The 24,499-nt window shown below is 62.8% G+C and carries 23 protein-coding genes and 1 pseudogene; 8 read left to right on the top strand and 16 right to left on the bottom strand.

The window, feature by feature from the left end; genetic code table 11:
* The first annotated feature begins 25 nt into the window (after positions 1 to 25).
* The gene (locus tag FHR27_RS26400; RefSeq protein WP_179539974.1) at positions 26 to 439 is read left to right on the top strand and encodes a hypothetical protein; all 414 of its coding nucleotides are present in this window, start codon (positions 26 to 28) and stop codon (positions 437 to 439) included.
* Between the two features lie 4 nt (positions 440 to 443).
* Here the strand turns inward: FHR27_RS26400 and FHR27_RS26395 are convergent, their stop codons facing one another.
* The 7 genes from FHR27_RS26395 to FHR27_RS26365 all read right to left on the bottom strand — a co-directional run bounded on the left by FHR27_RS26395 (position 444) and on the right by FHR27_RS26365 (position 5,995).
* Positions 444 to 1,133: an extensin-like domain-containing protein gene (locus FHR27_RS26395; RefSeq protein ID WP_179539973.1), complete on the bottom strand. Its 690-nt coding sequence runs from the start codon at positions 1,131 to 1,133 to the stop codon at positions 444 to 446.
* 2 nt (positions 1,134 to 1,135) lie between these two features.
* A complete protein-coding gene (locus FHR27_RS26390) occupies positions 1,136 to 1,966 on the bottom strand; it encodes an isocitrate lyase/PEP mutase family protein (protein WP_179539972.1) in 831 nt (276 codons plus the stop codon).
* A 112-nt stretch (positions 1,967 to 2,078) separates the two neighbouring features.
* Positions 2,079 to 2,306: a hypothetical protein gene (locus FHR27_RS26385; RefSeq protein ID WP_042554946.1), complete on the bottom strand. Its 228-nt coding sequence runs from the start codon at positions 2,304 to 2,306 to the stop codon at positions 2,079 to 2,081.
* 174 nt (positions 2,307 to 2,480) lie between these two features.
* On the bottom strand, positions 2,481 to 4,121 hold the full coding sequence (gene groL / locus FHR27_RS26380; protein ID WP_042554945.1) for a chaperonin GroEL: 1,641 nt from the start codon (positions 4,119 to 4,121) through the stop codon (positions 2,481 to 2,483).
* A 48-nt stretch (positions 4,122 to 4,169) separates the two neighbouring features.
* Positions 4,170 to 4,463 carry a co-chaperone GroES gene (locus FHR27_RS26375; protein ID WP_042554944.1) on the bottom strand — a complete coding sequence of 98 codons (294 nt, stop codon included), beginning with the start codon at positions 4,461 to 4,463 and terminating at the stop codon, positions 4,170 to 4,172.
* Positions 4,464 to 4,735: 272 nt separating this feature from the next.
* Positions 4,736 to 5,200: an FxsA family protein gene (locus FHR27_RS26370; protein ID WP_042554943.1), complete on the bottom strand. Its 465-nt coding sequence runs from the start codon at positions 5,198 to 5,200 to the stop codon at positions 4,736 to 4,738.
* Positions 5,201 to 5,263: 63 nt separating this feature from the next.
* On the bottom strand, positions 5,264 to 5,995 hold the full coding sequence (locus FHR27_RS26365) for a HugZ family pyridoxamine 5'-phosphate oxidase (protein ID WP_042554942.1): 732 nt from the start codon (positions 5,993 to 5,995) through the stop codon (positions 5,264 to 5,266).
* Positions 5,996 to 6,087: 92 nt separating this feature from the next.
* Between FHR27_RS26365 and FHR27_RS26360 the strand changes: the two genes are divergently transcribed.
* Positions 6,088 to 6,846 carry an SDR family oxidoreductase gene (locus FHR27_RS26360; protein ID WP_179539971.1) on the top strand — a complete coding sequence of 253 codons (759 nt, stop codon included), beginning with the start codon at positions 6,088 to 6,090 and terminating at the stop codon, positions 6,844 to 6,846.
* Positions 6,847 to 6,913: 67 nt separating this feature from the next.
* Here the strand turns inward: FHR27_RS26360 and FHR27_RS26355 are convergent, their stop codons facing one another.
* Positions 6,914 to 7,918, bottom strand: coding sequence for a DUF481 domain-containing protein (locus FHR27_RS26355; protein ID WP_179539970.1), 1,005 nt, complete (start codon positions 7,916 to 7,918; stop codon positions 6,914 to 6,916).
* Positions 7,919 to 8,067: 149 nt separating this feature from the next.
* Between FHR27_RS26355 and FHR27_RS26350 the strand changes: the two genes are divergently transcribed.
* Both FHR27_RS26350 and FHR27_RS26345 read left to right on the top strand, forming a co-directional pair.
* Positions 8,068 to 8,436, top strand: a complete 369-nt coding sequence (locus FHR27_RS26350; RefSeq protein WP_042554939.1) for an MGMT family protein — start codon at positions 8,068 to 8,070, stop codon at positions 8,434 to 8,436.
* Between the two features lie 103 nt (positions 8,437 to 8,539).
* Positions 8,540 to 10,084: an AmpG family muropeptide MFS transporter gene (locus FHR27_RS26345; protein ID WP_042554938.1), complete on the top strand. Its 1,545-nt coding sequence runs from the start codon at positions 8,540 to 8,542 to the stop codon at positions 10,082 to 10,084.
* A gap of 61 nt (positions 10,085 to 10,145) precedes the next feature.
* On the opposite strand, the gene FHR27_RS26340 is transcribed toward FHR27_RS26345, so the two are convergent.
* Complete coding sequence (locus FHR27_RS26340) at positions 10,146 to 10,982, bottom strand: mechanosensitive ion channel family protein (protein ID WP_179539969.1); 837 nt, start codon at positions 10,980 to 10,982, stop codon at positions 10,146 to 10,148.
* A 202-nt stretch (positions 10,983 to 11,184) separates the two neighbouring features.
* Positions 11,185 to 11,664: a YajQ family cyclic di-GMP-binding protein gene (locus FHR27_RS26335; protein WP_042554936.1), complete on the bottom strand. Its 480-nt coding sequence runs from the start codon at positions 11,662 to 11,664 to the stop codon at positions 11,185 to 11,187.
* Positions 11,665 to 11,937: 273 nt separating this feature from the next.
* Between FHR27_RS26335 and FHR27_RS26330 the strand changes: the two are divergent.
* The 4 genes and pseudogenes from FHR27_RS26330 to FHR27_RS26315 all read left to right on the top strand — a co-directional run.
* A pseudogene (locus FHR27_RS26330) lies at positions 11,938 to 12,906 on the top strand (response regulator); the annotation flags it as partial.
* Positions 12,903 to 13,814, top strand: a complete 912-nt coding sequence (locus FHR27_RS26325) for a putative 2-dehydropantoate 2-reductase (protein WP_179539968.1) — start codon at positions 12,903 to 12,905, stop codon at positions 13,812 to 13,814. The pseudogene FHR27_RS26330 and the gene FHR27_RS26325, both read left to right, overlap by 4 nt.
* Before the next feature lie 84 nt (positions 13,815 to 13,898).
* Positions 13,899 to 15,902, top strand: a complete 2,004-nt coding sequence (locus FHR27_RS26320; protein WP_042554933.1) for a sensor histidine kinase — start codon at positions 13,899 to 13,901, stop codon at positions 15,900 to 15,902.
* Positions 15,903 to 15,922: 20 nt separating this feature from the next.
* Positions 15,923 to 16,498 carry a cob(I)yrinic acid a,c-diamide adenosyltransferase gene (locus tag FHR27_RS26315; protein ID WP_179539967.1) on the top strand — a complete coding sequence of 192 codons (576 nt, stop codon included), beginning with the start codon at positions 15,923 to 15,925 and terminating at the stop codon, positions 16,496 to 16,498.
* On the opposite strand, the gene FHR27_RS26310 is transcribed toward FHR27_RS26315, so the two are convergent.
* From FHR27_RS26310 to secA, 6 genes are all read right to left on the bottom strand, one after another.
* Complete coding sequence (locus FHR27_RS26310; protein ID WP_042554931.1) at positions 16,488 to 17,378, bottom strand: pseudouridine synthase; 891 nt, start codon at positions 17,376 to 17,378, stop codon at positions 16,488 to 16,490. The two genes, FHR27_RS26315 and FHR27_RS26310, sit on opposite strands and share 11 nt — an antisense overlap.
* Positions 17,379 to 17,397: 19 nt before the next feature.
* Positions 17,398 to 18,330, bottom strand: coding sequence for an AEC family transporter (locus FHR27_RS26305; protein ID WP_042554930.1), 933 nt, complete (start codon positions 18,328 to 18,330; stop codon positions 17,398 to 17,400).
* A gap of 66 nt (positions 18,331 to 18,396) precedes the next feature.
* The gene (locus tag FHR27_RS26300; protein ID WP_042554929.1) at positions 18,397 to 19,341 is read right to left on the bottom strand and encodes a Nudix family hydrolase; all 945 of its coding nucleotides are present in this window, start codon (positions 19,339 to 19,341) and stop codon (positions 18,397 to 18,399) included.
* A gap of 2 nt (positions 19,342 to 19,343) precedes the next feature.
* Positions 19,344 to 19,970, bottom strand: coding sequence for a glutathione S-transferase family protein (locus FHR27_RS26295; protein WP_179539966.1), 627 nt, complete (start codon positions 19,968 to 19,970; stop codon positions 19,344 to 19,346).
* Positions 19,971 to 20,152: 182 nt separating this feature from the next.
* Positions 20,153 to 21,370, bottom strand: a complete 1,218-nt coding sequence (argJ, locus tag FHR27_RS26290) for a bifunctional glutamate N-acetyltransferase/amino-acid acetyltransferase ArgJ (protein ID WP_179539965.1) — start codon at positions 21,368 to 21,370, stop codon at positions 20,153 to 20,155.
* A gap of 242 nt (positions 21,371 to 21,612) precedes the next feature.
* The gene (gene secA / locus FHR27_RS26285; protein WP_042554926.1) at positions 21,613 to 24,351 is read right to left on the bottom strand and encodes a preprotein translocase subunit SecA; all 2,739 of its coding nucleotides are present in this window, start codon (positions 24,349 to 24,351) and stop codon (positions 21,613 to 21,615) included.
* Positions 24,352 to 24,499: the final 148 nt, after the last annotated feature.

Here is a 24,499-nt window from a genome sequence, read left to right as displayed (position 1 = left end):
ATAGTTTGCCAGAGCCAGCCGCCCGATGTTCGATGTCATCTCCCGTATTCCCGGTGATCCCCGGGTCGCGTCTCAGAAAGCCGGTACACCCTCGAGTGCCAGCTCGGCGCTGTACGACCAGATTCTGCGCAGCGTGCTGTGGTCGATGGAAAGCCCTGCCAATAGCACGCTCCCGCTCCCCGCTCCGGCAGCGGCGGATGAGGCCCCGGTACAAGGCATTCGCACCCTCGAAGATGTGATGATGCAGCGCCAGTTCGTCTGTTCGGTGCACGACACCGAAAGTGCCCTCACCCTCGATCAGCTGGCCCTGCAACCGCAGTCCCTGACAACGCTTGATGAAAGCGAACGGAGCAAGACCAACGCGTTGCTCGCGGAATCACTGAATCCCTGGGAACTGCTGCTCGGCCGTCTGACGCTGCAACAACGCCTGGCCGTCTGAGCGCTCAGCGGCACATCCGAAACATGCCCATATCCAGATGGAAGTGGTCGCGGTGAGCCGCGTTGTAGTCGGGGCCCAGGGTGGTGTTGAAGCTCGCGCAGGCAGCCTTCTGTACCTGGCGCAGAAACAGCGATTTGTCATCGCTGCCGGGCCAATCACGCAGCACGCTGATGCGGCTGCCATTGGCCAGGCGGAAGCCGACGATATCCAGGGCATTGGCCGAAGCGTGCTGGCTGCGCCGCTGACTGCCGGCGATGGTGCGGCAGGCGAAGCTGCCGACATGGTCGATCTGGGTGACGCGCTGGCCGAACACCTCCTGCGCCGCCGGCTGCAAACCGTGCCGCTCGAACAGGGCGAATGCCGCCGCCACCGGGCAGGTGGCGATGAAACTGCTGCTCAAGCGTACATCGCTGCCCTGCACGCGCACCGTGTTGGTCAGCGGGCAGTCGGCCGCAGGTGTGCTGTCGGCCAACGCCACATAGCGCAGCGACGAGGTATCCAGCACCGTGCGGCACAGCGCCGGATCGCCCTGCAGGCGTCCAAGCTTGTAGCCGGTCAGCCAGTTCGGCGCATCGCGCAGGTCCAGCGGTGCCCAGGGGTTCCAGCGTGGCGGCACGTCGATCCACTGCCGGTACAGCGCCAGCGGCCCGCCCACCATGACGAGCAACAGCAACGCGATCAGAAAATTGCGCATGCTCAGCCGCGAAACAGATCATTGATTCGGTCGAACGACACCGCTTGCTGGGCACCACGCAGATCGCCGCCGTCGGCAAGCCCCGTGGCGGCTTGCAGAAAGGCGCCATAAGCCACCCGCGCCAGGTTGGAGCCGAGGCTCACGCGCTTGACGCCGAGCTCGGCCAATTCGTCCAGCGACAGGTTCAGGCTTGGCGAGCCGACCAGCACGTTGACCGGTCTTGGCGCGACCGCCTGCACCACCGCGCTGATCTCCTCGCGACTTGTCAGACCCGGCGCATAGAGCACGTCGGCTCCCGCCTCGGCGTAGGCCACCAGACGGCGGATGGTGTCGTCCAGATCCGCGCGGCCGTGCAGGTAGTTCTCTGCACGCGCGGTCAGGGTGAAGGCAAAGCCCAGGCTACGAGCAGCGGCGACCGCGGCATGGATGCGCTCCACTGCCAGCTCGAACGCATAGATGGGGGCATCGGCGCGCCCGGTGGCGTCCTCGATGGAGCCACCGACCAGGCCGACCGCTGCCGCCAGACGCAGGGTCTCGGCACAGTCCTGGGGGCTGTCGCCGTAACCGTTTTCCAGATCCGCGGCCACCGGCAGGGCCGTGGCGGCGACGATATCCCGGGCATTGGCCAGGGCTTCGTCACGGGATATCGCGCCTTCCGCGTCACGCCGGCCCAAAGAAAACGCCAACCCGGCGCTGGTGGTGGCCAGCGCCTGGAAGCCGAGGCTGGCGAGCATCTTCGCCGAGCCGGCATCCCAGGGGTTGGGCAGCACCAGCAGACCATCCTGTCGATGCAACTGACTGAAGCGTTCGCCGAGGCGCTGTTGTGCGGACATGCTGGAACTCCCTGAAATCTGGCCGATGTGCTCGGGTCAGCTCGCAGGGTATCGGAGTTTTCCAGCCGTGGAGAAATTCACTATTTTGCCAACGGAACGAGAGTGGGTTTTTTCAACCTTGCGGTCGCATGCCCTGAGACAGGCCCAACACCAACCAGAGCAGATTCTGACTGGCCTGCGCCTGGGCCGCCGAGGTGCGTTTGAGATCGGGGTTGGCACAATAGCTGCGCCCATGGCTGCTCACCACGCCATGGCCAGGTTCGTACCAGGAAGCAGCCGCTGCCACCGATACACTGAGCGCCGCCACAAGGAACAAACCTCGCGCTATTTCTAATCTCATGAGTGCAACCTCTTGATGGCGCTGCAAACGCCGTCTGCTAACACTAGATCACGATAAGCAGTTGCAACTTTTCTCAAGACGAACGGTATACCGCCATGGCGGTCGCCAGAAACTACAGATAAAAAAACCCCGCGGCAAGCGCGGGGTTTCTCGTTACTGCAGGTGCCGGGTGGCTTACATCATGCCGCCCATGCCACCCATGCCGCCCATGTCAGGCATGGCCGGAGCGCCTTTGTCGTCAGGCACTTCAGCGATCATCGCCTCGGTGGTGATCATCAGGCTGCCGATGGACGCAGCAGCTTGCAGCGCGGAACGGGTGACCTTGGCCGGATCGAGAATGCCCATCTCGATCATGTCGCCGTAGACGCCAGTTGCAGCGTTGTAGCCGTAGTTGCCCGAACCCTGCTTGACCTTGTCGACCACGACGCTCGGCTCGTCACCAGCGTTGGCAACGATCTGACGCAGCGGCGCTTCGACAGCGCGACGCAGCAGAGCGATACCGACGTTCTGGTCTTCGTTGTCGCCCTTGAGCTCGGAGATCGACTGCAGCGCGCGCACCAGGGCAACGCCACCGCCAGGCACCACACCTTCTTCGACGGCTGCGCGGGTAGCGTGCAGGGCGTCTTCAACGCGGGCTTTCTTCTCTTTCATCTCGACTTCGGTACCGGCACCGACCTTGATCACGGCAACACCGCCAGCCAGTTTGGCCAGACGCTCTTGCAGTTTCTCTTTGTCGTAGTCGGACGAAGTGTCTTCGACCTGCTTGCGAATCTGCGCAACGCGCGATTCGATGTCGGCTTGCTGGCCAGCGCCGTCGATGACGGTGGTGTTTTCCTTGTTCAGGACAACGCGCTTGGCTTGACCCAGGTGCTCCAGGGTGGCGCTTTCCAGGCTCAGACCGACTTCTTCGGAGATCACGGTACCGCCAGTCAGGATGGCGATGTCTTGCAGCATGGCCTTGCGGCGATCACCGAAGCCCGGCGCCTTGACGGCAGCGACCTTGACGATGCCGCGCATGTTGTTGACGACCAGGGTAGCCAGCGCTTCGCCTTCGACGTCTTCAGCAACGATCAGCAGCGGACGACCAGCTTTGGCGACAGCTTCCAGCACCGGCAGCATTTCGCGGATGTTGGAGATCTTCTTGTCGACCAGCAGGATCAGCGGGCTGTCCAGCTCGGCAACCATGGTGTCCGGCTTGTTGATGAAGTACGGGGACAGGTAGCCACGGTCGAACTGCATGCCTTCGACGACGGACAGTTCGTTTTCCAGGCCAGAGCCTTCTTCAACGGTGATCACGCCTTCTTTACCGACTTTTTCCATGGCTTCGGCAATGATGTCGCCGATGGAGTTGTCGGAGTTGGCCGAAATGGTACCGACCTGAGCGATTGCCTTGGTGTCAGCGCAAGGCTTGGACAGGTTCTTCAGCTCTTTGACGATGGCGATGGTGGCTTTGTCGATACCACGCTTGAGGTCCATCGGGTTCATGCCGGCAGCGACGGCTTTCAGGCCTTCGTTGACGATAGCCTGAGCCAGAACGGTAGCGGTGGTGGTGCCGTCACCGGCAGCGTCGTTGGCCTTGGACGCAACGTCCTTGACCAGCTGAGCGCCCATGTTCTCGAAGCGATCTTTCAGCTCGATTTCTTTGGCGACGGAAACGCCGTCCTTGGTGATGGTCGGAGCGCCGAAGCTCTTTTCCAGAACCACGTTGCGGCCTTTCGGGCCCAGAGTCGCTTTGACGGCATCAGCCAGGACGTTCACACCGGCGAGCATTTTCTTGCGGGCGGAGTCGCCGAACTTAACTTCTTTAGCAGCCATGGAAATTGATCCTCAATTCTTGACGGTTAAACGGAGATTCGCGGGAAATCAGGCTTCGACAACAGCGAGGATTTCGTTCTCGCTCATCACCAGCAGGTCTTCGCCGTCGACTTTGACAGTGTTGCTACCCGAGTAAGGGCCGAAAACCACTTTGTCACCGACCTTGACGGCCAGTGCACGGACTTCACCGCTATCCAGAACGCGGCCAGTGCCAACAGCAACGATTTCGCCCTGATTCGGCTTCTCAGCGGCCGAGCCCGGCAGCACGATACCGCCAGCGGTTTTGGTTTCTTCTTCGCTGCGACGGATCACGACGCGGTCATGCAAAGGACGAAGCTTCATTGTCGATCTCTCCCAATAGTTGTTGACTTCAACCGGTGTTCTCACCGGCAGGATCATGGCGCTGCGCACTACACGTAACGCCGAAATATGTTTCAGCGCAGATACGCTGAAAAACCTTGCGGTGACCGCTACATAAGGTCGAACAAGAGCAATTCAAGGGTGCGGGGTGAATTTTTTTCCCGCCAGGGGAACGAAAATCGTCCGTGCGAAAACGGCGAGCCCCGAACTGGCGTGGCCAGATCGGGGCTCGCTTGCAGCGAAACCGGGCTCGGTCAGTCGCGGCGTTCGTACTCGCCTTCGAGCACGTTCGGACGATGGCCACCGGAGCCCGGCTGGCCATTGCGCGCAGCCAGGTCGTCGGCGAAGGCGCGCTGACGCTCGGCCTGCTCGGCGGCCCGGCGACGCACGCGTTCGACCAGCTTGCGACGGGTGAACGGCAGCAGACACAGCAGGCCGATGACATCGGTGATGAAGCCCGGCAGCAGCAGCAGACCGCCACCAACCGCCATCATCAAGCCCTGCAGAACCTCCTGGTCGGGCATTTCACCACGGGCCAGCCTTTCGCGGGCACGCCAGGCAGTCGTGATGCCGGCAATACGCAGCATCAGGCCACCGAAGATCGACGTCGCGATCACCAGGGCAATGGTCGGCAGCACGCCAATGGCACTGCCCACCGAAATAAGCACTGCCAGTTCCAGAATCGGGAACAGCAGGAACAACAACATGAAAATGCGCATCGCGGTTTCCTTGACGGAAGAACGACTTCCAGTAGGAGGTAAGTATGGGGTGTTGCGCTTAATTCAAGCTGAAGTCTCGAATTGCTCTGGCCACGTGTCGGCCCGCGCCAGGCGCACCAAGGCTTCGCGCACCTCCCCGGCAGTGTTACAGGATATTGGAAAGGCCAGCCAGTAGAGGCTGTGGCCTATACGCAGGTGAAATCCCTCACTGTCGATACCCACCATCCGCGCAGGTTCCGTAGCGGGCAGCCCGCTCAGGGCGACGTAATGCGCGATGGCGTCGGCATGGTCGCTGTTCATGTGTTCGAGCATGCGCAGCTCGGTGTCACCGGCGAAGTGGTTATCCAGCGCCACCTGATCGAGCCAGTGAATCGCGCCGAAACCGCCGATGTAACGCCAGCGTACGGGCTGCAAGCGCCAGAAATCGAAGTCGTGGGCACTGTGATAACCGCGTGATTCGGGAAAGTACCGGTAATAGCGCTCGGCGGCCGCTTCGATATCGGCAGCCTCATGGAGCGTCTTCGCTTCGGCCAGCAGGGTCAGACGCCCCACCGCCTGAACGTCTTCGGCACCGCGCTCCCCGACCAACAGCGAGCACTTCGCGTCCGCCTTGAGGTTATGGGTGTGCTGGGCAATGCGGCTGATCAGGATCAGCGGCCAACCCTGAGCATCCAGGCAGTAGGGCACCACCGAGCCGAAAGGAAAGCCGGGCATCGCTCTGGAGTGAGTGGACAACGCGCCACGGTACTCCCCGAGCAGCAACTCCCGGGCCTGGCGATTGGCTTGCACACTCATATCAAGACTCCCGACGGACGCAGACAAGCGCTTAGGATAATCGCTACAGTGCGGTAACGGCATCCCGCCAAACTGATTCGAAGGGGATTGGCATGCAACTCGAAGACAAGGTCATCATCATCACCGGCGGCGGTCAGGGCCTTGGCCGGGCCATGGCCGAGTACCTCGCCGAGAAACGGGTGCGTCTGGCCCTGGTCGATCTCAACCAGGAGAAACTCGATGACACCGCAGCGGCCTGCCGGGCGCTGGGCGTTCAGGCCCGCACCTATCTGTGCAACGTGGCCAGTGAAGAGCAGGTCACCCAGACCATCGCCCAGATCGCCGAAGACTTCGGCTCGATCAATGGCCTGGTCAACAACGCCGGGATTCTGCGCGACGGCCTGACCATCAAGGTCAAGGACGGCGAAATGAGCAAGATGAGCCTGGCACAGTGGCAGTCGGTGATCGACGTGAACCTGACCGGCGTGTTCCTGTGCACGCGGGAAGTGGCGGCGAAGATGATCGAACTGCAGAACGAAGGCGCGATCATCAATATTTCTTCGGTTTCCCGGGCCGGCAACGTCGGTCAGGCCAACTACTCGGCCGCCAAGGCCGGCGTCGCCGCCGACACCGTGGTCTGGGCCCGCGAGCTGGCCCGTTATGGCATCCGCGTGGCGGGGGTGGCGCCGGGTTTCATCGAAACCGACATGGTCGCCAGCATGAAACCCGAAGCACTGGAGCGCATGACGGCGGTCATTCCGCTCAAGCGCCTGGGCAAGCCACGGGAAATTGCCCATTCGGTGGCCTACCTGCTGGAAAACGACTACTTCACCGGGCGCATTCTCGAGCTCGATGGTGGCGTTCGCCTGTAATAGCCATGGCCCACGAAAAAGCCCTGCATAATGCAGGGCTTTTTTTGCATGCGGCACTTGGGGCGGATTACCAACCTACCCCGAAACCAACGGTGTAGCGGGTCTCGTCCTTGTCGCCTTCCGAACCGCTGACCTGATCCTTCGAGGCCTTCATGTTCAGGGATGCCCAGTCGGTGACCTTGTAACGCAGGCCCACTTCGGCATCCAGGGAGTAGTCGGCGGCGCTGGCCAGCGGCTTGCCCAGCTCACCGGTGCTGAACAGCTCGAAGGTCTTGCCGATCAGGTAACGGTTGTAATCCCAGCGCATGCTGATGGCGTAGAAATTGTCTTTCTCGCCATTGGAGTATTCGTAGTCGGAACGGTTGAGCAGCCCGGCAACGGAGAGCGCGCCCAGCTCGTTGTCCCAGAACTGGTAACCCGGACCGGTACCGATGGTGCGCTGACGCTCCAGATCTTCGATCTTGTCGCGCTTGTACTCCAGACGCCCCTGCCAGAACCATTGCTCGTCGAGGAAGCGGTCCAGGGCGTACTCGGTGCCCCAGTTGTCGGTGCTGACCACGTCGTTGCGAAGCTCGCGGTTGTAGTCCAGCGTGGCGTTGTGGCGCCATTTGCCATGCCGCGCCTGGGTCTTCACATCGATGTCGTAGTCATCGGTGTCGCTCTCGGCGCGCTTGTAATCCATGGCCACGTCGACGTTGCCCTTCCACATGAAGTCTTCGACGAAGGGCTTGGGCTTCATGATCTGCTTGATGCTCGCCAGCTCGACGGTCTTCGGCGCATCGCCGTTGGCGAGGGTGACCTTGCCAGCGTCGGAGGCCTGCAGCGACTTGGCCCGCTCGCCAGTGATGTCGTTCTCCTTGACCAGCAACTCCTGTTCGCTGTCGAGTGTCGCGATCTTTTTCCAGTCCAGAGGAATGGAACCACCGTAATCGGTTTCCAGAAGCAGCTTGCCGCCATCGAGAACCTTGATGGTTCCGGTCAGACGGTCACCGTTCTTCATCCAGACGGTATCGGCCATCAGCGGCATCGCCGCCGTACTGAGGCTCAGGCACAACAGAGTTCGAGTAAACATAAGCGGATGCTGGTGCTCCGGTTCGCGATAAATCGGGCATTATCCGCATACCCGTTATATGAGCAAGAAATGACCGACGGAATTCACGCGAGTTCACGATGGGGCGCAGAAAATGCCGCGCCAGGCGGTCACGCCCCCAGGAGCCAGCCATGGCCAAACGACAAGCGGATTACAGCATGCCACTGGCCGATGCGGATCAGCAGGCTCGCCGCGATGCCCTGTACCTGGCACTCGCTCAGGTACCCACCGGCAAGGTGGTCACTTATGGTCAATTGGCGGACCTCGCCGGGCTGGGTCGCGCCGCCCGTTGGGTGGGCCGTACGCTGAGCCAGCTGCCTGACGGCACCGTCCTGCCCTGGCACCGGGTAGTCGCCGCAGGGGGCCGTCTGAGCCTGACGGACGACACGCCAAGCGGTGTTGAACAACGCGCCCGATTGCGCGTCGAAGGGGTGCTATCCCACAATGGTCGGGTGGATATCCGACGTCATGGCTGGCGCCCTCTGGAGCACGAGGCCTGACACCTCGATGCGACCACGGCATGGCTGGCTTGCACTGACCCGACCCTAGCCCCTAGAGTGCGCCATTTGTTCATGTCTTCTCCCTCCAGGCCGACCCCGTTCAATGCATCGTAAAAGCTGGCGCGACGCGATCGCCGCCTATTCCAGTCCTTCGACACTGGTTCTCCTGCTGCTCGGGTTCGCCGCTGGCCTGCCTTACATGCTGGTGTTCTCGACACTTTCCGTGTGGTTGCGCGAAGCAGGCGTGGCGCGGGAAACCATCGGTTTCGCCAGCCTGATCGGCCTGGCCTATGCATTCAAATGGGTGTGGTCGCCATTGCTCGACCAATGGCGCCTGCCACTGCTCGGCAAGTTGGGCAGGCGCCGCTCCTGGCTGGTGCTGTCGCAAATTCTGATCGCCATCGGCCTCGCGGGTATGGCGCTGTGCGATCCGCATACCCACCTGACCTGGCTGATCGCCCTGGCGGTGCTGGTGGCCTTCGCTTCGGCGACCCAGGACATCGCCGTCGATGCCTACCGCCTGGAGATCGTCGACGACACCCGCCAGGCCGCTCTGGCTGCCAGCTACATGGCCGGTTACCGGGTCGCGGCGCTGCTGGCCACCGCCGGCGCGCTTTACGTGGCCGAAGGGCTGGGCTCCACCACCCTGCTTTACCAGCACGCTGCCTGGGCCGGGACCTATCTGCTGTTCGCCCTGCTGATGCTGCCGGGCCTGCTCACCAGCCTGTGGATGAAGGAGCCCGACGTCTCCCTGAAGACCCAGCTGGCAGCCGCCAAGTACGGATTCAGCCACCAGATCGCATCGGTGCTGGTGCTGATCGTTCTGCTGGTCTCGGTACCGGCCATGTTCACCCAGTTGTACAACACCGACTTCCCCAGCCTGATCACCGGTGAAGCCACCCTGCTGGATCTGCTGCTCGAGGACCGTGCCTTCCTGCGCGCCATCCTCTACACCATCCTCACCTGCCTGTGCCTGTCGACCTTCGGCCGCCGCGGCCTGGCTCCCGTGCTGACTCCGGTCAACGACTTCATCCTGCGCTACCGCTGGCAGGCCTTGCTGCTGCTCGGGTTGATCGCCACCTATCGCATGTCCGACACGGTGATGGGCGTAATGGCCAACGTGTTCTACATCGACCAGGGTTTCACCAAGGATCAGATCGCCAGCGTCAGCAAGCTGTTCGGCTTGATCATGACCCTGGTCGGTGCCGGTGCCGGCGGCCTGCTGATCGTGCGCTTCGGCATCATGCCGATCCTCTTCATCGGCGGCGTGGCTTCGGCGGCGACCAACCTGCTGTTCCTGATGCTGGCCGGCATGGGCGCGGATCTGCAGATGCTGATCTTCACCATCTCCGCCGACAACTTCAGCTCGGGGCTGGCCACTGCCGCCTTCGTCGCCTACCTGTCGAGCCTCACCAACCTGAAGTTCTCGGCCACCCAGTACGCCCTGCTCAGCTCGATCATGCTGCTGCTGCCACGCCTGATCGGTGGCTACTCGGGCGTGCTGGTGGAAAAGTACGGCTATGCCGACTTCTTCCTGATCACCGCGCTGATGGGCGTTCCGACCCTGATCCTGATCCTGGTCCAGTGGCACCGCCATGGCGGCCGGCCGATGGCGCCGAGCAGCGAACCCGAGAAGCCCGAAGCCTGACTTCGGCCCATGAAAAAGCCGACGACCGTCGGCTTTTTCATGTCTGGCAGAGGGGCTGCTATCAACCCGCCCTGCCCTGCTGCTGCACCTGCACCATGCGTGGTGGCTGCGCCAGTTCGACACCCTCGGCACGCAGGCGATCACGCACGCTTTCATTGAGCATGAAGATCACCGGCCAGTAGTCGCCGGCCGAGGTCCACATGCGCAGCGACAGGTTGATCGAGGTCTCGCCCAGGCTGGACACCACCACGACCGGTGCCGGATCCTGATGCACCCGCGCGTCCTTGGACAGCGCCAGCAACACGTCTCGGGCCTTCGACAGGTCAGCGTCATAATCGAGCTTCACGTCGTACAGCACCTGGCGGGTCGTCTGCCGTGAGTGGTTGGTGATGATGCCGTTGGACAGCGTGCCGTTGGGCACTATCACCACCTTGTTGTCGCCGGTACGCAACACGGTGTGGAAGATCTGGATGTAATCGACGGAACCGGAAACACCCTGAGCCTCGATGAAGTCACCGGCCTTGAACGGTCGGAACAGCATGATCAACACACCGCCGGCGAAGTTCGCCAGGCTGCCCTGCAGCGCCAGGCCGATGGCCAGACCGGCAGCACCGATCACGGCGATGAACGAGGTGGTTTCCACACCGATCATCGAAGCGACGCTGATGATCAACAGCACTTTCAGGATGATGCTGGCCAGGCTGCCGATGAAGCTGCTCAGGGCACGGTCGACCTTGCGGCCGTCCATCAATGCGCTGAACTTGTTGGTGAGTTTGCTGATCAGCCACCAGCCAATCAGCAAGGTGAAGATGGCCAGGGTCAGCTTGCCACTGTACTGCAGCAACACCGGGATCCAGGCCTGCGACATGACGACCAACTGGTCGACGCTCATATCCATCTGGCACTCCTTCTAGGGCGTGAAACGAAAACGCCATGGCAGATCCTCACCAGCCTGAGCTGACGTCTCGGCGCAAGCTGCGTTGCTGCATGAAACGTCAACGGACCCCAACCATGGCGTTCGCGAGAGCGTTACAGAATGTGCGACGTCGTTGCCACGGTCAGGTTCAATAATCCTGACCGAGCAAGACACCCGTATTCCGTCAGTCGCGGAAGTTGTTGTACTGCAGAGGCATCTCGAAATTCTTGCCGCGCAGGGAGGCGATGCAGTCCTGCAGGTCATCGCGCTTCTTGCCGGTTACCCGCACCTGCTCGCCCTGAATGGCGGCCTGCACCTTGAGCTTGGCGTCCTTGATGTGCGCGACGATCTTCTTCGCCAGCTCCTTGTCGATGCCTTCGCGGAACTCGACCTCCTGCTTGACCACCTTGCCGGATGCATAGGCATCCTTGGTTTCCATGCACTGACCATCGATCTTGCGCTTGATCAGGCAGGAACGAATGATTTCGAGCATCTGCTCGAGCATGAAATCGGCTTCGGCAGTCAACGTGACCGCCTTGTCCTTGACCTCGAAACTGCATTTGCCGCGCAGATCGAAGCGCCGCTCCAGCTCCTTGGCCGCGTTATCCAGGGCGTTGGTGAGTTCGTGTTTATCCAGCTCCGACACCACGTCGAACGAGGGCATGGAATTACTCCTGATAAAAGGCGCGATTGTGGTCGGAATGTCATTCTCGATCTATCGTGAGTGGGGCAAGCCGGTGTCGACTCCTTGCGATTGTTTCGCCTGGAGTCTTGATCCGGCTGGGCGCCAGTTCGCGAGATCGTGAATAAGTTCTCCGCAAATCGCGCGGATGGCTTGACGATAAAATTGGCGCGATCATTATATCCGCTCTGATACAGACCGTTCGGCGTTGTATTGGTTACTCCCCCCCTCGACCCGTTTTCTTGCCTGTGAGTGCCATCCATGCCCAACCCCCATCTCAGCATTCTGGTGGTGGACGATGCCAAGTTTTCCAGTGCCATCATCGGCCGGGCGCTGAGCCAGGCTGGCTATCAGGACGTACGCTTCGCGAGTAGCGCTGCGGAAGCCATCAGCAACCTCGAACAACGCCCAGCCAGCGTGCTGCTGGCCGACTGGCTGATGCCAGAAATGGACGGCCTCGAACTGACCGGACGAGTGCGCCAGCTCGACGAAGCGGCCGAGCACTACACTTACATCATCCTGCTGACCGGCAAGGAGGGCGAGAACGTGCTGAACGAAGCCTTCGACCGCGGCGTCGATGATTTCATCAGCAAGTCGGCGATGAACGAACAACTGCTGCCACGGGTGTTCGCCGCCGAACGCCTGTGCAACACCCTGCAACGCCTGCTGCAGGAAAACGCCCTGCTGCTGCAGAACATCGCCAGCCTGGAAGAACGCAACCTGGTCGATCCCCTCACCGGCCTGGGCAACACCCGTTACCTGAAGCAGAAGATGGCCGACAGCCTGCGCCAGGTGGAATCGCGTGGTGGTGCCCTGTGCTACCTGCTGATTGGCTTGCAGGGCGTCGATGAACTCAGTGCCCGACATGGCACGACCTTCCACAACGAGCTGCTGCGCAGCGTGGCCCGCCGCCTGCAACAGCTGGTGCGCCCACTGGATGTGCTGGTGAGCCTGGATGACCGTCACTTCGCCCTCATCACCCTGCTCGAAGACCTTCAGGAATGCTCGCCAAGTAGCTTCAAGCGGCTGCATGAAGGCCTCAACCTCAAGGCCTTCAAGACCAGCGAAGGCTTCATCTCGCTCAAGGCCGGCATTGCCGTGGTCGGGCTGGATGGCAAGGCCATGCCCATGGAACAGCAACAACTGCTCGACCTCGCCGCGCGCCTGCTTCCCGAGGCCCACGCCAGCGGCCGCGTCACCGCGGTCCGTCTGCCACGCACATGAGTTGGCACGTGCTCGGCGCAGGCAGCCTGGGCAGCCTGTGGGCCGCGCGCCTGTCTCGTGCCGGCGTGCCGGTGCAACTGATCCTGCGCGATGAACGGCGCCTGGCGTCCTATCGCCAGACGGGTGCACTGACCCTGGTGGAGGGAGACCACGCCAGCCAGCACGTCATCCCGGCGCGCAGCCTCGCTGACGACACGCCCATCGAGCGCCTGCTCCTGGCATGCAAGGCCTACGATGCAGCGGACGCGATCGAGCGTGTCGCCCATCGCCTCGCCCCGGGCGCCGAAGTGATCCTGCTGCAGAACGGCCTGGGCAGCCAGGACGAAGTGCTCGAAAGGCTCCCCGGCCGGCGTTGTCTGTTCGCCTCCAGTACCGAAGGGGCTTTTCGCGACGGTGACTGGCGCGTGGTGTTCGCCGGCCAGGGGCATACCTGGATCGGAGACCCCGCCGACATCACCGCGCCGAGCTGGTTGATCGACCTGCAGCGCAGTCGCATTGCTCATACCTGGAGCCCGGACATTCTCGCGCGCCTGTGGCGCAAGCTGGCGCTCAACTGCGCGATCAACCCGCTGACCGTCCTGCATGGCTGCCGCAATGGCGAGCTTGCCGGCTACCGTGAGGACGTCGACGGGCTATGTGCCGAGCTGGAGGTTCTGCTGCGCGGTTGCGGTCAGGCCGAAGCGGCTGAACACCTTCAGGCCGACGTCTGGCGGGTGATCGAGGCCACCGCGGCCAATTACTCGTCCATGTACCAGGACGTCGCCGGGGGCCGGCGCACCGAAGTCAGCTATCTGCTCGGCTACGCCTGCACGGCGGGTGACCGCCATGGCCTGTCATTGCCACGGTTGCATGCCCTGCAGCAACGCCTGCTCGCCTATCTGCACAGCCGCGGATTACCGCGCCACTGAGCCCGAACCGGGGCCGTCGACGCTTGCGCGCAACGGTTAACAGGCCCTAACCTGCCCCCTTACCTGCCAATACGACAAAACCCAATGCGCCTGCGCCACCGCCTGAAGAATCTACCCGTTGGCCGTAAACTGCTCGCTGCCCTGCTGGTGCTACTGGCGGCAGTGCTGGTGGTGGCCAACATGACCTTCATCAGCGCCGCCTACTGGATTTCTCAGGAGAGCGTTGCCCCCCAGGCATTGCAAACCCTCAGCCGACTGATCGCCAGCCCCGCCCTGAGTCACGAAGCCCTGAGCTCACGGCAGGCCGCAGGCGATCTGCTGAAACGCCTGGACGGCTACGCGCCGCTGCGTGCCGCGGTGATCTACGACGCCAACGGCGACAGCCTGGCGCAGTTGCAGCGCGGCGAAAAACTGCAGCTGCCATCGCGGGTCGACGACCTCGACCACTGGCGCCTGGGCGAATTTCGCGCCAACCAGCTGGTCCAGCTGCCGCAGGCCGATGCGCCACCCGGCTACCTGCTGCTGGTCGCCTCCAGCGAATTGCCTGGTGCGTTCTACACCGGCACCGTCACCGCCAGCCTGGTGATCCTCGGCTTCAGTCTGGTGCTGTGGCTGCTGGTGGCGCGGCAGATCCGCCGCCTGGTCACCAGCCCGATCAAGCGACTGGAAGAGCTGACCCGCCAGGTCACCCGCGAAGAGAATTATTCGCTGCGGGCGCGGCGCGGCAATCAGGATGAAATCGGCAGCCTGGCCGAAGCCTTCAATACCATGCTGACGCGCATCGAGGCCCGTGAACAGCAGCTCAAGCGCGCCCGTGACGATTCCGAGGAGGCCTACAATCAGGCCCAGGGTCTGGCCGAGGAAACCCGCCTGTCGAACCGCAAGCTGGAACTCGAGGTGCAGGTCCGCAGCAAGATCGAGAAGAAGCTCACCGGCTTCCAGAACTACCTCAACAGCATCATCGACTCCATGCCCTCGGCCTTGATCGCTCTGGACGAACAGCTCTACGTCGCGCAATGGAATCAGGAGGCCAGCGCCCTGTCCGGCACCTCTCTGGACGAGGCGGTGAACCAGCCGGTGTTTCTCGCCTTTCCGCTGCTCAAACCCTATCTGTCCAAGCTCAAGCGCACGGCCGAACAGCACCGGGTGGAGAAGATCGAGCGGGTTACCTGGATCCGCGATGACGAGCCTCACCATTACGCCCTGACCTTCTACCCGCTGATCGGCAGCATCGGCCGCGGCGTGGTGATCCGCATCGACGACATCACCCAGCGCCTCAACCTCGAAGAGGTCATGGTGCAGTCGGAGAAGATGCTCTCCGTCGGCGGCCTGGCCGCCGGCATGGCGCACGAGATCAACAACCCGCTGGGCGCCATCCTGCACAACGTGCAGAACATCCGTCGACGTCTGTCGCCCGAACTGCCGCGCAATCAGGAACAGGCCGAAGTGGCTGGCGTCAGCCTGCCAGCCATCGATCAGTACCTGACGGCGCGGGAGATTCCCATGCTGCTCGACGGCATCCAGCAGGCCGGCACGCGAGCCTCGAAGATCGTCACCCACATGCTCAGCTTCAGCCGCCTCAGCAACCGCCAGTTGGCACCCTGCCAGTTGCCGGCGCTGATCGACCAGGCCGTGGAAATCGCCAGCAACGACTTCGACCTGACCGAAAGCTTCGACTTCAAGAGCCTGATGATTCAGCGCGAGTTCGATCCGGCACTGGGGCCGATCCCCGGCATCGCCAACGAACTGGAACAAGTGCTGCTCAACCTGCTGAAGAACGCCGCCCAGGCCATCCACCTGCGCGACGACGACAGCGTCCCTGGCAAGCTCATCCTGCGCACACGCCTGGCGCCGCCATGGGCCGAAGTGCAGGTGGAGGATAACGGCGTGGGCATCCCGGAGGCGGTGCGCAAGCGCATCTTCGAACCCTTCTTCACCACCAAGGAGGTCGGCCAGGGCACCGGTCTGGGGCTTTCCGTCTCCTACTTCATCGTCACCAACAATCACAAGGGCCAGATGGAAGTGCACTCACGCACCGGCCAGGGCACCTGCTTCACCCTGCGCCTGCCCATCGGTATCAGTAGCTGAACCCTCGCCACGGAGACCCCATGGGCTATCGACTGTCGAAAATCTACACACGCACCGGCGATGCCGGAGAAACCGGGCTGGCCGACGGGCGCCGGGTCGCCAAGGATCACCCACGCATCGAAGCCATCGGCGAAGTGGACACCCTGAACAGCCAACTTGGGCTGCTGCTGGCCGAGCTGATCGAGCAGCAGCCCCGCTACCCGGGTTTCGCCGAGCTGATCGAGGTATTGGCGCCCTGTCAGCATCGCCTGTTCGATCTGGGTGGCGAACTGGCCATGCCGGACTACCAGGCGCTGCAGGCCGTCGAGATCGAACGCCTGGAGACGGCCATCGATCGCTGGAACGAGGAAGTGGGACCACTGACGAACTTCATCCTGCCGGGTGGCTCGCGACTGATCGCCCAGGCTCACCTGTGCCGCAGTGGCGCGCGCGGCGCCGAGCGCCGTTGCGGGCAGCTCAATGCCATCGAACCGCTGCGTGGCGAGCTGCTGGCCTACATCAACCGATTGTCGGACCTGCTGTTCGTGGCGGCACGGCTGATCGCCAGGCGCCAGGGCGTCGACGAAGTGCTCTGGCAGGCGGCCGCTAAAGCCTGAGGACGCTCTCGAAACGCCTCGGCTCACCGCTCAACGGATCGGCAAACGACAAGCCGCGGGCCAATAGCTTGAGCGGCCGGCTGTAATCGTCGGGGTCACCTTCGCTGCTGCTCACCTCGGGATAGAAGGGGTCATTGAGGATCGGCGCCCCCAATGCAGCCATGTGCACCCGCAATTGGTGCTTCTTGCCGGTGACCGGCTCGAGGCCGTACAGCCAGCAGTCAGCGCGTCGTTCGAGTACGTCGATGCGCGTGCGGGTGTTGGCCACGCCCGGCGCTTCGCGCATGCGGAAGAACGGCTCGCCCGCCTCGAAACGGGTCTCGCGCAGTAACGGAAACCGCACCTGCGGCAAAGGCGCCGCCAGCGCCTCGTAACGCTTGCCGATGTGGCGCTCGCGAAACAGCGCCTGGTAGCGCCCCCGCGTCTGCGCATTGGTGGAAAACAGCACCAGCCCGGCGGTATGCCGGTCGATCCGGTGCAGCGGCACCAGATCGGCATTGCCGGTGCGTTTGACCAGCCGTGCCAGCAAGGTCTGCTCGACATAGGCGCCTGCCGGCATCACTGACAGGAAATGAGGCTTGTCGGCAACCAGCAGATGATCGTCGGCATGCAGGATCGCCTCCTCGAACGGGATGAGCGGCTCGGCTGGCACCTCACGAAAATAGTGCACACGCAAGCCGACCCGGTAGGGGTGATCGGCAGTGATGGGCGCGCCCTGCGCATCCAGCACCCGGCCCCTCGCCATGCGCTCCAGCCAGATTTCTCGTGAAATCGCCGGGAAGTGCGCGCACAGACAATCGAGCACGGTCGCCCAGGGCCCCGCCGGCAGATGCAGGGTGCTGGGGCGCAAGGAGCCGGACGGGTGATCGGATGCGGACATGCAAAGGCTCCGGGAGCGGTTATCGGGGGGCGATCAGATACAGGCAGATCGACAGCGTCACCAGCGACCCCAGGGTCGACAGCAGGATGGTACTCGACACCTGGGTGCCTTCACGCCGATAGAACTCGGCAAGCATGAATGGCCCGGTGCCGGTGGGCAGTGCACTGAGCAGCAAGGCGGCATGAGTCCACATGGGTGGCAGGCGGAAAACATGGACGGCGAGCACCCAAGTGATCAGCGGATGAGCGATCAGCTTGATCAGCACCAGGCCGATACCGCGCTGCTGCGCGCCCTCCTGCCGCTGCGCCAGGAACAGTCCCAGCGCGATCAGCGCACAGGGGCCGGTAGCGGCGGCGAGCAACTTGAGAAACTGGTGCAGCGGCCCGGGCAGCGGCTGCGCCGTCGTCGCCCATAGCGCACCGAGCAGCGGCGCCATGACGATGGGGTTCTTCAGCAACGCGATAGAGACCTTGCGTACCGCCAGCAGGACGCTCTTTTCGTTCTGCAAGCCAACTTCGATGCACACCACCGCCAGGGCGAACAGCACGCAGATGACGATCAGGCAGGCAATCAGTGCTGGCTCCATGCCTGCATCGCCGAACACCAGCAGACACAGCGGGATGCCCATGTAACCGGTATTCGCATAGGAGGCGCTCAGCCCCTGCACGCTGGCATCGGCCAGGCTGCCGGTACGGCGCAGGCGCCACAGCAACACCACGGCGAAGATACCCAGAGTGGCGATGCCATAGGCGAGGATGAACCCCGGCTGCCAGATCGCCTCCCAGACGACCGTCGCCATGGCCTCGAAGAGCAGCGCCGGCAGGCACAGCCAGACCACCATGCGGTTTATCTCGGACGCCGCCGTGGCGCCAAGCAGACCCAGCCGCCGACAGGCGAAGCCGGCGAGGATCAGCGCGAAGACCGGCAGGATGACATTGAAGACCGAGGCCATGGGCCGGAGAACTCTCAGCGAAAACGGACAGACGTACTGCCGCCCGAAACAGGCAGCAGATCGTGGTTATTGCTCGGGCCAGAAGGCGCGAATTCCGGCAACGCCCTGCGCGCCAGCCTGCCAGGCTTGCTCGCTGTGCTGCGGGCCGACTCCACCGAGCAAGTAACACGGCTGGTTGAAGCCCTGCAGCAGCTCGGTTGCCTGCTCCCAGCCCAAGGGCTGTGCATCGGGGTGGCTCTGGGTCGCCTGCAACGGCGACAGCGTGACGAAATCGGCGCCGATCTGTGCCGCCAACTGCAACTCCTCGGCGCTGTGGCAGGACGCCGCCAGCCAGCGGTCCGCCGCCAGCGGACGCCCCTTGGCGGCATACTTGCGCAATTGCTCGGCCGTCAGGTGCCAGCCGGCAGCGGGAAAATCGCCAAGCCACTCCAGGGGCCCCTTGAGCATCAATTGCGCCTTGCCGGCGCACAGCCCCTGGATGTCCACGGCAAGATCCCGGTACTGAGCATCGAACATCGCCGGGGCACGCAACTGGATCAGCCGCGCGCCACGGCCGATGGCTGCGCGAATGCCCGCCAGCAACTGCGGCCCATCCAGGCCATCCGGGGTGATCAGGTACTGCTCGGGCAAACGGGCGGCCGCCACGATTGGCCGGTTGGCAGCCGGGAAATCGTAATCGCCCAACTGCCGGGCACTCACCCAGGCCAGTGGCTGACCTTCGGCGCCGTGAGGCTCGCCACTGAAACGGCTGACCTCCCAGACGTCCAGCAGGACGTGCTTGTCGACATAGTCGTGGCGCACCTGGATCAGTGGCCGTGCACTTTCCGGGCGAATGCCCAACTCCTCGTGCAGCTCGCGGGACAAAGCAGCCAGCACGGCCTCGCCCTCCTCGACCTTGCCCCCCGGAAACTCCCAGAGCCCGCCCTGATGCTTGTCGTCGGGACGCCTGGCGATGAGGATGCGACCATCCTCACCACGAATCACCGCTGCCGCTACATGCACGCGCTTCACGTTCACTCCTTCAAGGCTGCCTGCAACCAGCGCTGGAACGCCGGCCACTGAAAAATGGTTTCCACATAGGCCGCGGCATCTTTGGGCAGTTGCACGGCATAACTACGCAGGCGGCTGGCCACCGGCGCGAAATAGGCGTCGGCGATGCTCAGTTCACCGAACAGATAAGGGCCACTCTGGCCAAAACGCTGACGACAGGTTGCCCACAAGGCGATGACCCGCTGGATATCGCCCTGCACGTCATCGGCAATGCTGGCCAGCGGCGTATTGCGCTGCATGTCCATGGGCATATGACTGCGCAACGCGCCGAAACCGCTGTGCATTTCCGCGCAGACGGAACGCGCCATGGCCCGAGCCGCTACATCACGCGGCCACATGGCAGCCTCGGGAAAGCGCTCTGCCAGGTACTCGGCGATGGCCAGAGAGTCCCAGATCACCCCGGCGTCATCGGTCTTGAGCACTGGCACCTTGGCGGTCGGCGAATGGGCCTGCAGGCGCGCGTGGGTATCGGCACGAAACAGCGGCACCAGGGTTTCCTGATAGTCCGCGCCACTGAGTTCGGCCAGCAACCAGCCGCGTAGCGACCAGGACGAGTAGTTCTTGTTGCCTATCAGCAATTGCAGCGGCATGTGCGCTCTCCGGCGGTCAGAAGAAACAGAGCGACAGCTTCGCCGCTACCTGCCGTGAAGGCAAATTCCGCTCGCTCATGGGGCCATGCGCGAGCGGAATGGGGGCCAGCTACCGACTGCAAACCTCGAGAGGCAAGCAGGTGCGGACCATCGATCCGCGCGAAGCCTGGGAATGGCCTACCTCAGGTGCGGTATTCGGCGTTGATCTTCACGTACTCGTGGGACAGATCGGTGGTCCAGATGGTCTCGCTGCAGGTGCCGCGACCCAGCTCGATGCGGATGGTGATTTCCGCTTCGGCCATCACCGCCGAGCCCTGCTCCTCGGTGTAGCTGCTGGCCCGGCAACCCTTGCTGGCGATGCACACATTACCGAGGAACACGTCGATCTTGCTGACGTCGAGCTGCGCCACACCGGCGCGGCCGACGGCCGCGAGGATGCGCCCCCAGTTGGGGTCGGAGGCGAACAACGCGGTCTTGATCAACGGCGAATGGGCCACGGCATAGCCGACATCCAGACACTCCTGATGCGTCGCCCCCCCGTTGACCTGCACGGTGACGAACTTGGTCGCGCCTTCACCGTCACGCACGATGGCCTGGGCCACGTCCATGCACACCTCGAACACCGCCTGCTTGAGGGCCGCGAACAGCGCCCCGCTGGCCTGGGTGATTTCCGGCAGCGCTGCCTGACCGGTGGCGATCAGCATGCAGCAATCGTTGGTGGAGGTATCGCCGTCGATGGTGATGCGGTTGAACGACTTGTTCGCCGCATCGCGCAGCAGATCCTGCAGCACGCCCTGGGCGACCTTGGCGTCCGTGGCGATGTAGCCGAGCATGGTGGCCATGTTCGGCTTGATCATGCCGGCGCCCTTGCTGATGCCGGTGACGGTGACCGTCACGCCTTCATGGCTGAACTGGCGGCTGGCGCCCTTGGGCAGAGTATCGGTGGTCATGATGCCGGTAGCGGCATCGGCCCAGTTGTTCACCGAGAGGTTATCCAGAGCGGCCTGCAGCGCACCCTCGATTTTTTCCACCGGCAGCGGCTCACCGATCACCCCGGTGGAGAACGGCAGCACTTCGCTCTCGTCCACACCGGCCAGGGCGGCCAGACTGGCGCAGGTACGCATGGCGTTCTGCAGGCCCGGCTCGCCGGTGCCGGCATTGGCATTGCCCGTATTGGTCAGCAGGTAGCGAACGCTGCCGGACGTGCGTTTCTTGGCCAGGATCACCGGCGCCGCGCAGAACGCGTTGAGGGTGAACACACCTGCCACGCTGCTGCCTTCGGCACAGCGCATCACCACCACATCCTTGCGCCCAGGGCGCTTGATGCCGGCGGAGGCGATGCCCAGTTCGAAACCTGGAACCGGGTGCAGGGTAGACAGCGGGCCAAGACCAACAGCCATGGGGAAGCTCCTCGAATTAGGTGACATTGCACAGCATGTTCGATGCGAAAACGCCGCGAAGAGGCTAGCCCTCGCGGCGTTGGGATTTTACAGCTCAGGTAAAGAACCTGATCACGACCTTGCGAGCTAGAGACCTGCAAGGCGAAAACAGGCGAGGAAGCGGAGTGTACTTTTGTACATGAGCATTCCGAGCCTGTTTTCAACGCCGCAGGGCCGACGCGCAGCTAGTCGTGTTCAGGTTCTCAGTTGACCTGACCGTGGCAGTGCTTGTACTTCTTGCCGGAGCCACACGGGCAGAGCTCGTTGCGACCGATCTTCTGCTCGGCACGCACGGGGGCGCTGGCAACCGCGACATCGCCGCCATCCTGCGCTTCGGCTTCAGGCTCTTCGAGCGCGGAAACTTCATCGTGCTGGAACTGCATGCGCTGGGCCAGGGCTTCGGCATCGCGACGCAGACGGGCTTCTTCCTCGGCCGGATCCTCGCGGCGAACCTGCACGTGCGAGAGCACGCGGATGGCATCGCGCTTGATGGAGTCGAGCAGCTCCTGGAACAGGGTGAAGGACTCGCGCTTGTATTCCTGCTTCGGGTTCTTCTGCGCGTAACCGCGCAGGTGAATACCGTGACGCAGGTGATCCATGGTCGACAGGTGGTCTTTCCACAGGTCGTCGAGTACACGCAGCAGAATCTGCTTCTCGAAGGTACGCAGAGCCTCGGCACTGGCCTGGGTCTCTTTCTCGTTGTAAGCCTCGATCAGCTCCTTGAGGATGCGCTCGCGCAGCGTGTCCTCGTACAGCTTGTCGTCTTCGTCGAGCCACTGCTGGATCGGCAGGCGCAGGTTGAAGCCAGCGTACAGCGCCTCTTCCAGACCGGCGATATCCCACTGCTCAGGCAGCGACTGCGGCGGCATGTGGGCGTTGATGGTGTTGTCCAACACTTCCTTGCGGAAGTCCTCGATGGTCTCGCCAACGTTGTCGGCGGTCAGCAAGGTGTTGCGCATGTGGTAGATCACCTTGCGCTGTTCGTTGGCCACGTCATCGAACTCGAGCAATTGCTTGCGCATGTCGAAGTTGCGGCCTTCGACCTTGCGCTGCGCCTTCTCGATGGCGTTGGTCACCATGCGGTGCTCGATGGCTTCGCCGGCCTGCATGCCCAGCGCCTTCATGAAGTTCTTCACCCGATCGGAGGCGAAGATGCGCATCAGGCTGTCCTCCAGCGACAGGTAGAAACGGCTGGAGCCGGCATCGCCCTGACGGCCGGCACGGCCACGCAGCTGGTTGTCGATACGGCGCGATTCGTGACGCTCGGACGCGATCACGTGCAGGCCACCCGACTCGAGTACCTGCTGGTGACGTTTCTGCCAGTCGGCCTTGATCTGGGCGATCTGCTCGGGAGTGGCGTTCTCCAGCGCCGCCACTTCGACTTCCCAGTTGCCGCCCAACAGAATGTCGGTACCACGACCGGCCATGTTGGTCGCGATGGTCAGTGCGCCTGGGCGACCGGCTTGGGCGATGATCTCGGCTTCCTTCTCGTGGAACTTGGCGTTGAGCACCTTGTGCTCGATGCCTTCCTGCTCCAGCAAGCGCGACACGTACTCGGACGTCTCGATGGTCGCGGTACCGACCAGGATCGGCCGGCCCTGGGCCTGGCATTCCTTGATGTCGTTGATGATCGCCGCGTACTTCTCTTCCTGGGTCAGGTAGACCAGGTCGTTGAAGTCCTTACGGGAAATCGGCTTGTTGGTCGGAATGACCATCACGTCCAGACCATAGATCTGGTGGAATTCGAAGGCTTCGGTATCAGCGGTACCGGTCATTCCCGCCAGCTTGTTGTACAGGCGGAAATAGTTCTGGAAGGTGGTCGAGGCGAGCGTCTGGCTCTCGGCCTGGATGTTCACGCCTTCCTTCGCTTCGATGGCCTGGTGCAGGCCTTCGGACAGGCGACGGCCCTGCATGGTACGACCGGTGTGTTCGTCGATCAGGATCACCTGACCGTTCTGCACGATGTACTCGACGTTGCGCTGGAACAGGGTGTGAGCGCGCAGGCCGGCATACACGTGGGTCAGCAGGCCGAGGTTGTGCGCCGAATAGAGGCTCTCGCCTTCGGCCAGCAGACCTGCCTGGGTCAGCATGTCTTCGATGACCTGATGACCTTCCTCGTTGAGTTCGACCTGGCGGCTCTTCTCGTCGACCTTGTAATGGCCTTCCTGAGTGACCACGCCCTCTTCTTCCTCGATGTGCAGCTTGAGACGAGGAATCAGCTTGTTGATCTCGGTGTACATCTTGGAGCTGTCTTCGGCCTGGCCGGAGATGATCAGCGGTGTACGCGCCTCGTCGATGAGGATCGAGTCGACTTCGTCGATCACGGCGAAATTCAGCTCGCGCTGGAATTTCTCTTCCACGCTGAACGCCATGTTGTCGCGCAGGTAATCGAAACCGAATTCGTTGTTGGTGCCGTAGGTGATATCGGACGCATAAGCGGCGCGCTTCTCGTCCGGCGGCATGAACGGGGTGACGATGCCGACCGACAGGCCGAGGAATTCATACAGCGGACGCATCCAGTTGGCGTCACGGCGAGCCAGGTAGTCGTTGACCGTGACCACGTGCACGCCCTTGCCTTCCAGGGCGTTGAGGTAGACGGCCAGGGTGCCGACCAGGGTCTTGCCCTCACCGGTACGCATCTCGGCGATCTTGCCTTCATGCAGGGTCATGCCACCGATCAACTGGACGTCGAAGTGGCGCATGCCCATCACGCGCTTGCCGGCCTCGCGGGCGACGGCAAAGGCTTCGGGCAACAGTTGATCCAGGGTTTCGCCTTTGGCCAGGCGGGCCTTGAATTCTTCGGTCTTGGCGCGCAGTTGCTCATCGGAGAGTGCGAGCATCTGCTCCTCGAATGCATTGACGGCCTGAACCGCCTTGAGCAGGCGCTTGACCTCACGCTCGTTCTTGCTTCCAAAGAGTTTTTTCAACAAAGGCGCAAACATATCGACAGGATCTTCCACGCTATGGATGGAGGGCGGCCCCGTGAGTCGCCCATGCAGCCCTCATGGCTGCGTGCGAAGGGGGCATTCTACCCGGAAACGGAATGGATGAAAGCGGCGTTATTGGCACAGGGCCATCGGCTGCTGCACG

The sequence above is a fragment of the Pseudomonas flavescens genome, assembly GCF_013408425.1.
In the GTDB taxonomy this organism is placed as follows: domain Bacteria; phylum Pseudomonadota; class Gammaproteobacteria; order Pseudomonadales; family Pseudomonadaceae; genus Aquipseudomonas; species Aquipseudomonas fulva_A.
Note: the sequence above shows the minus strand (reverse complement) of the source record. Positions and strands in the feature narration are given on the sequence as shown.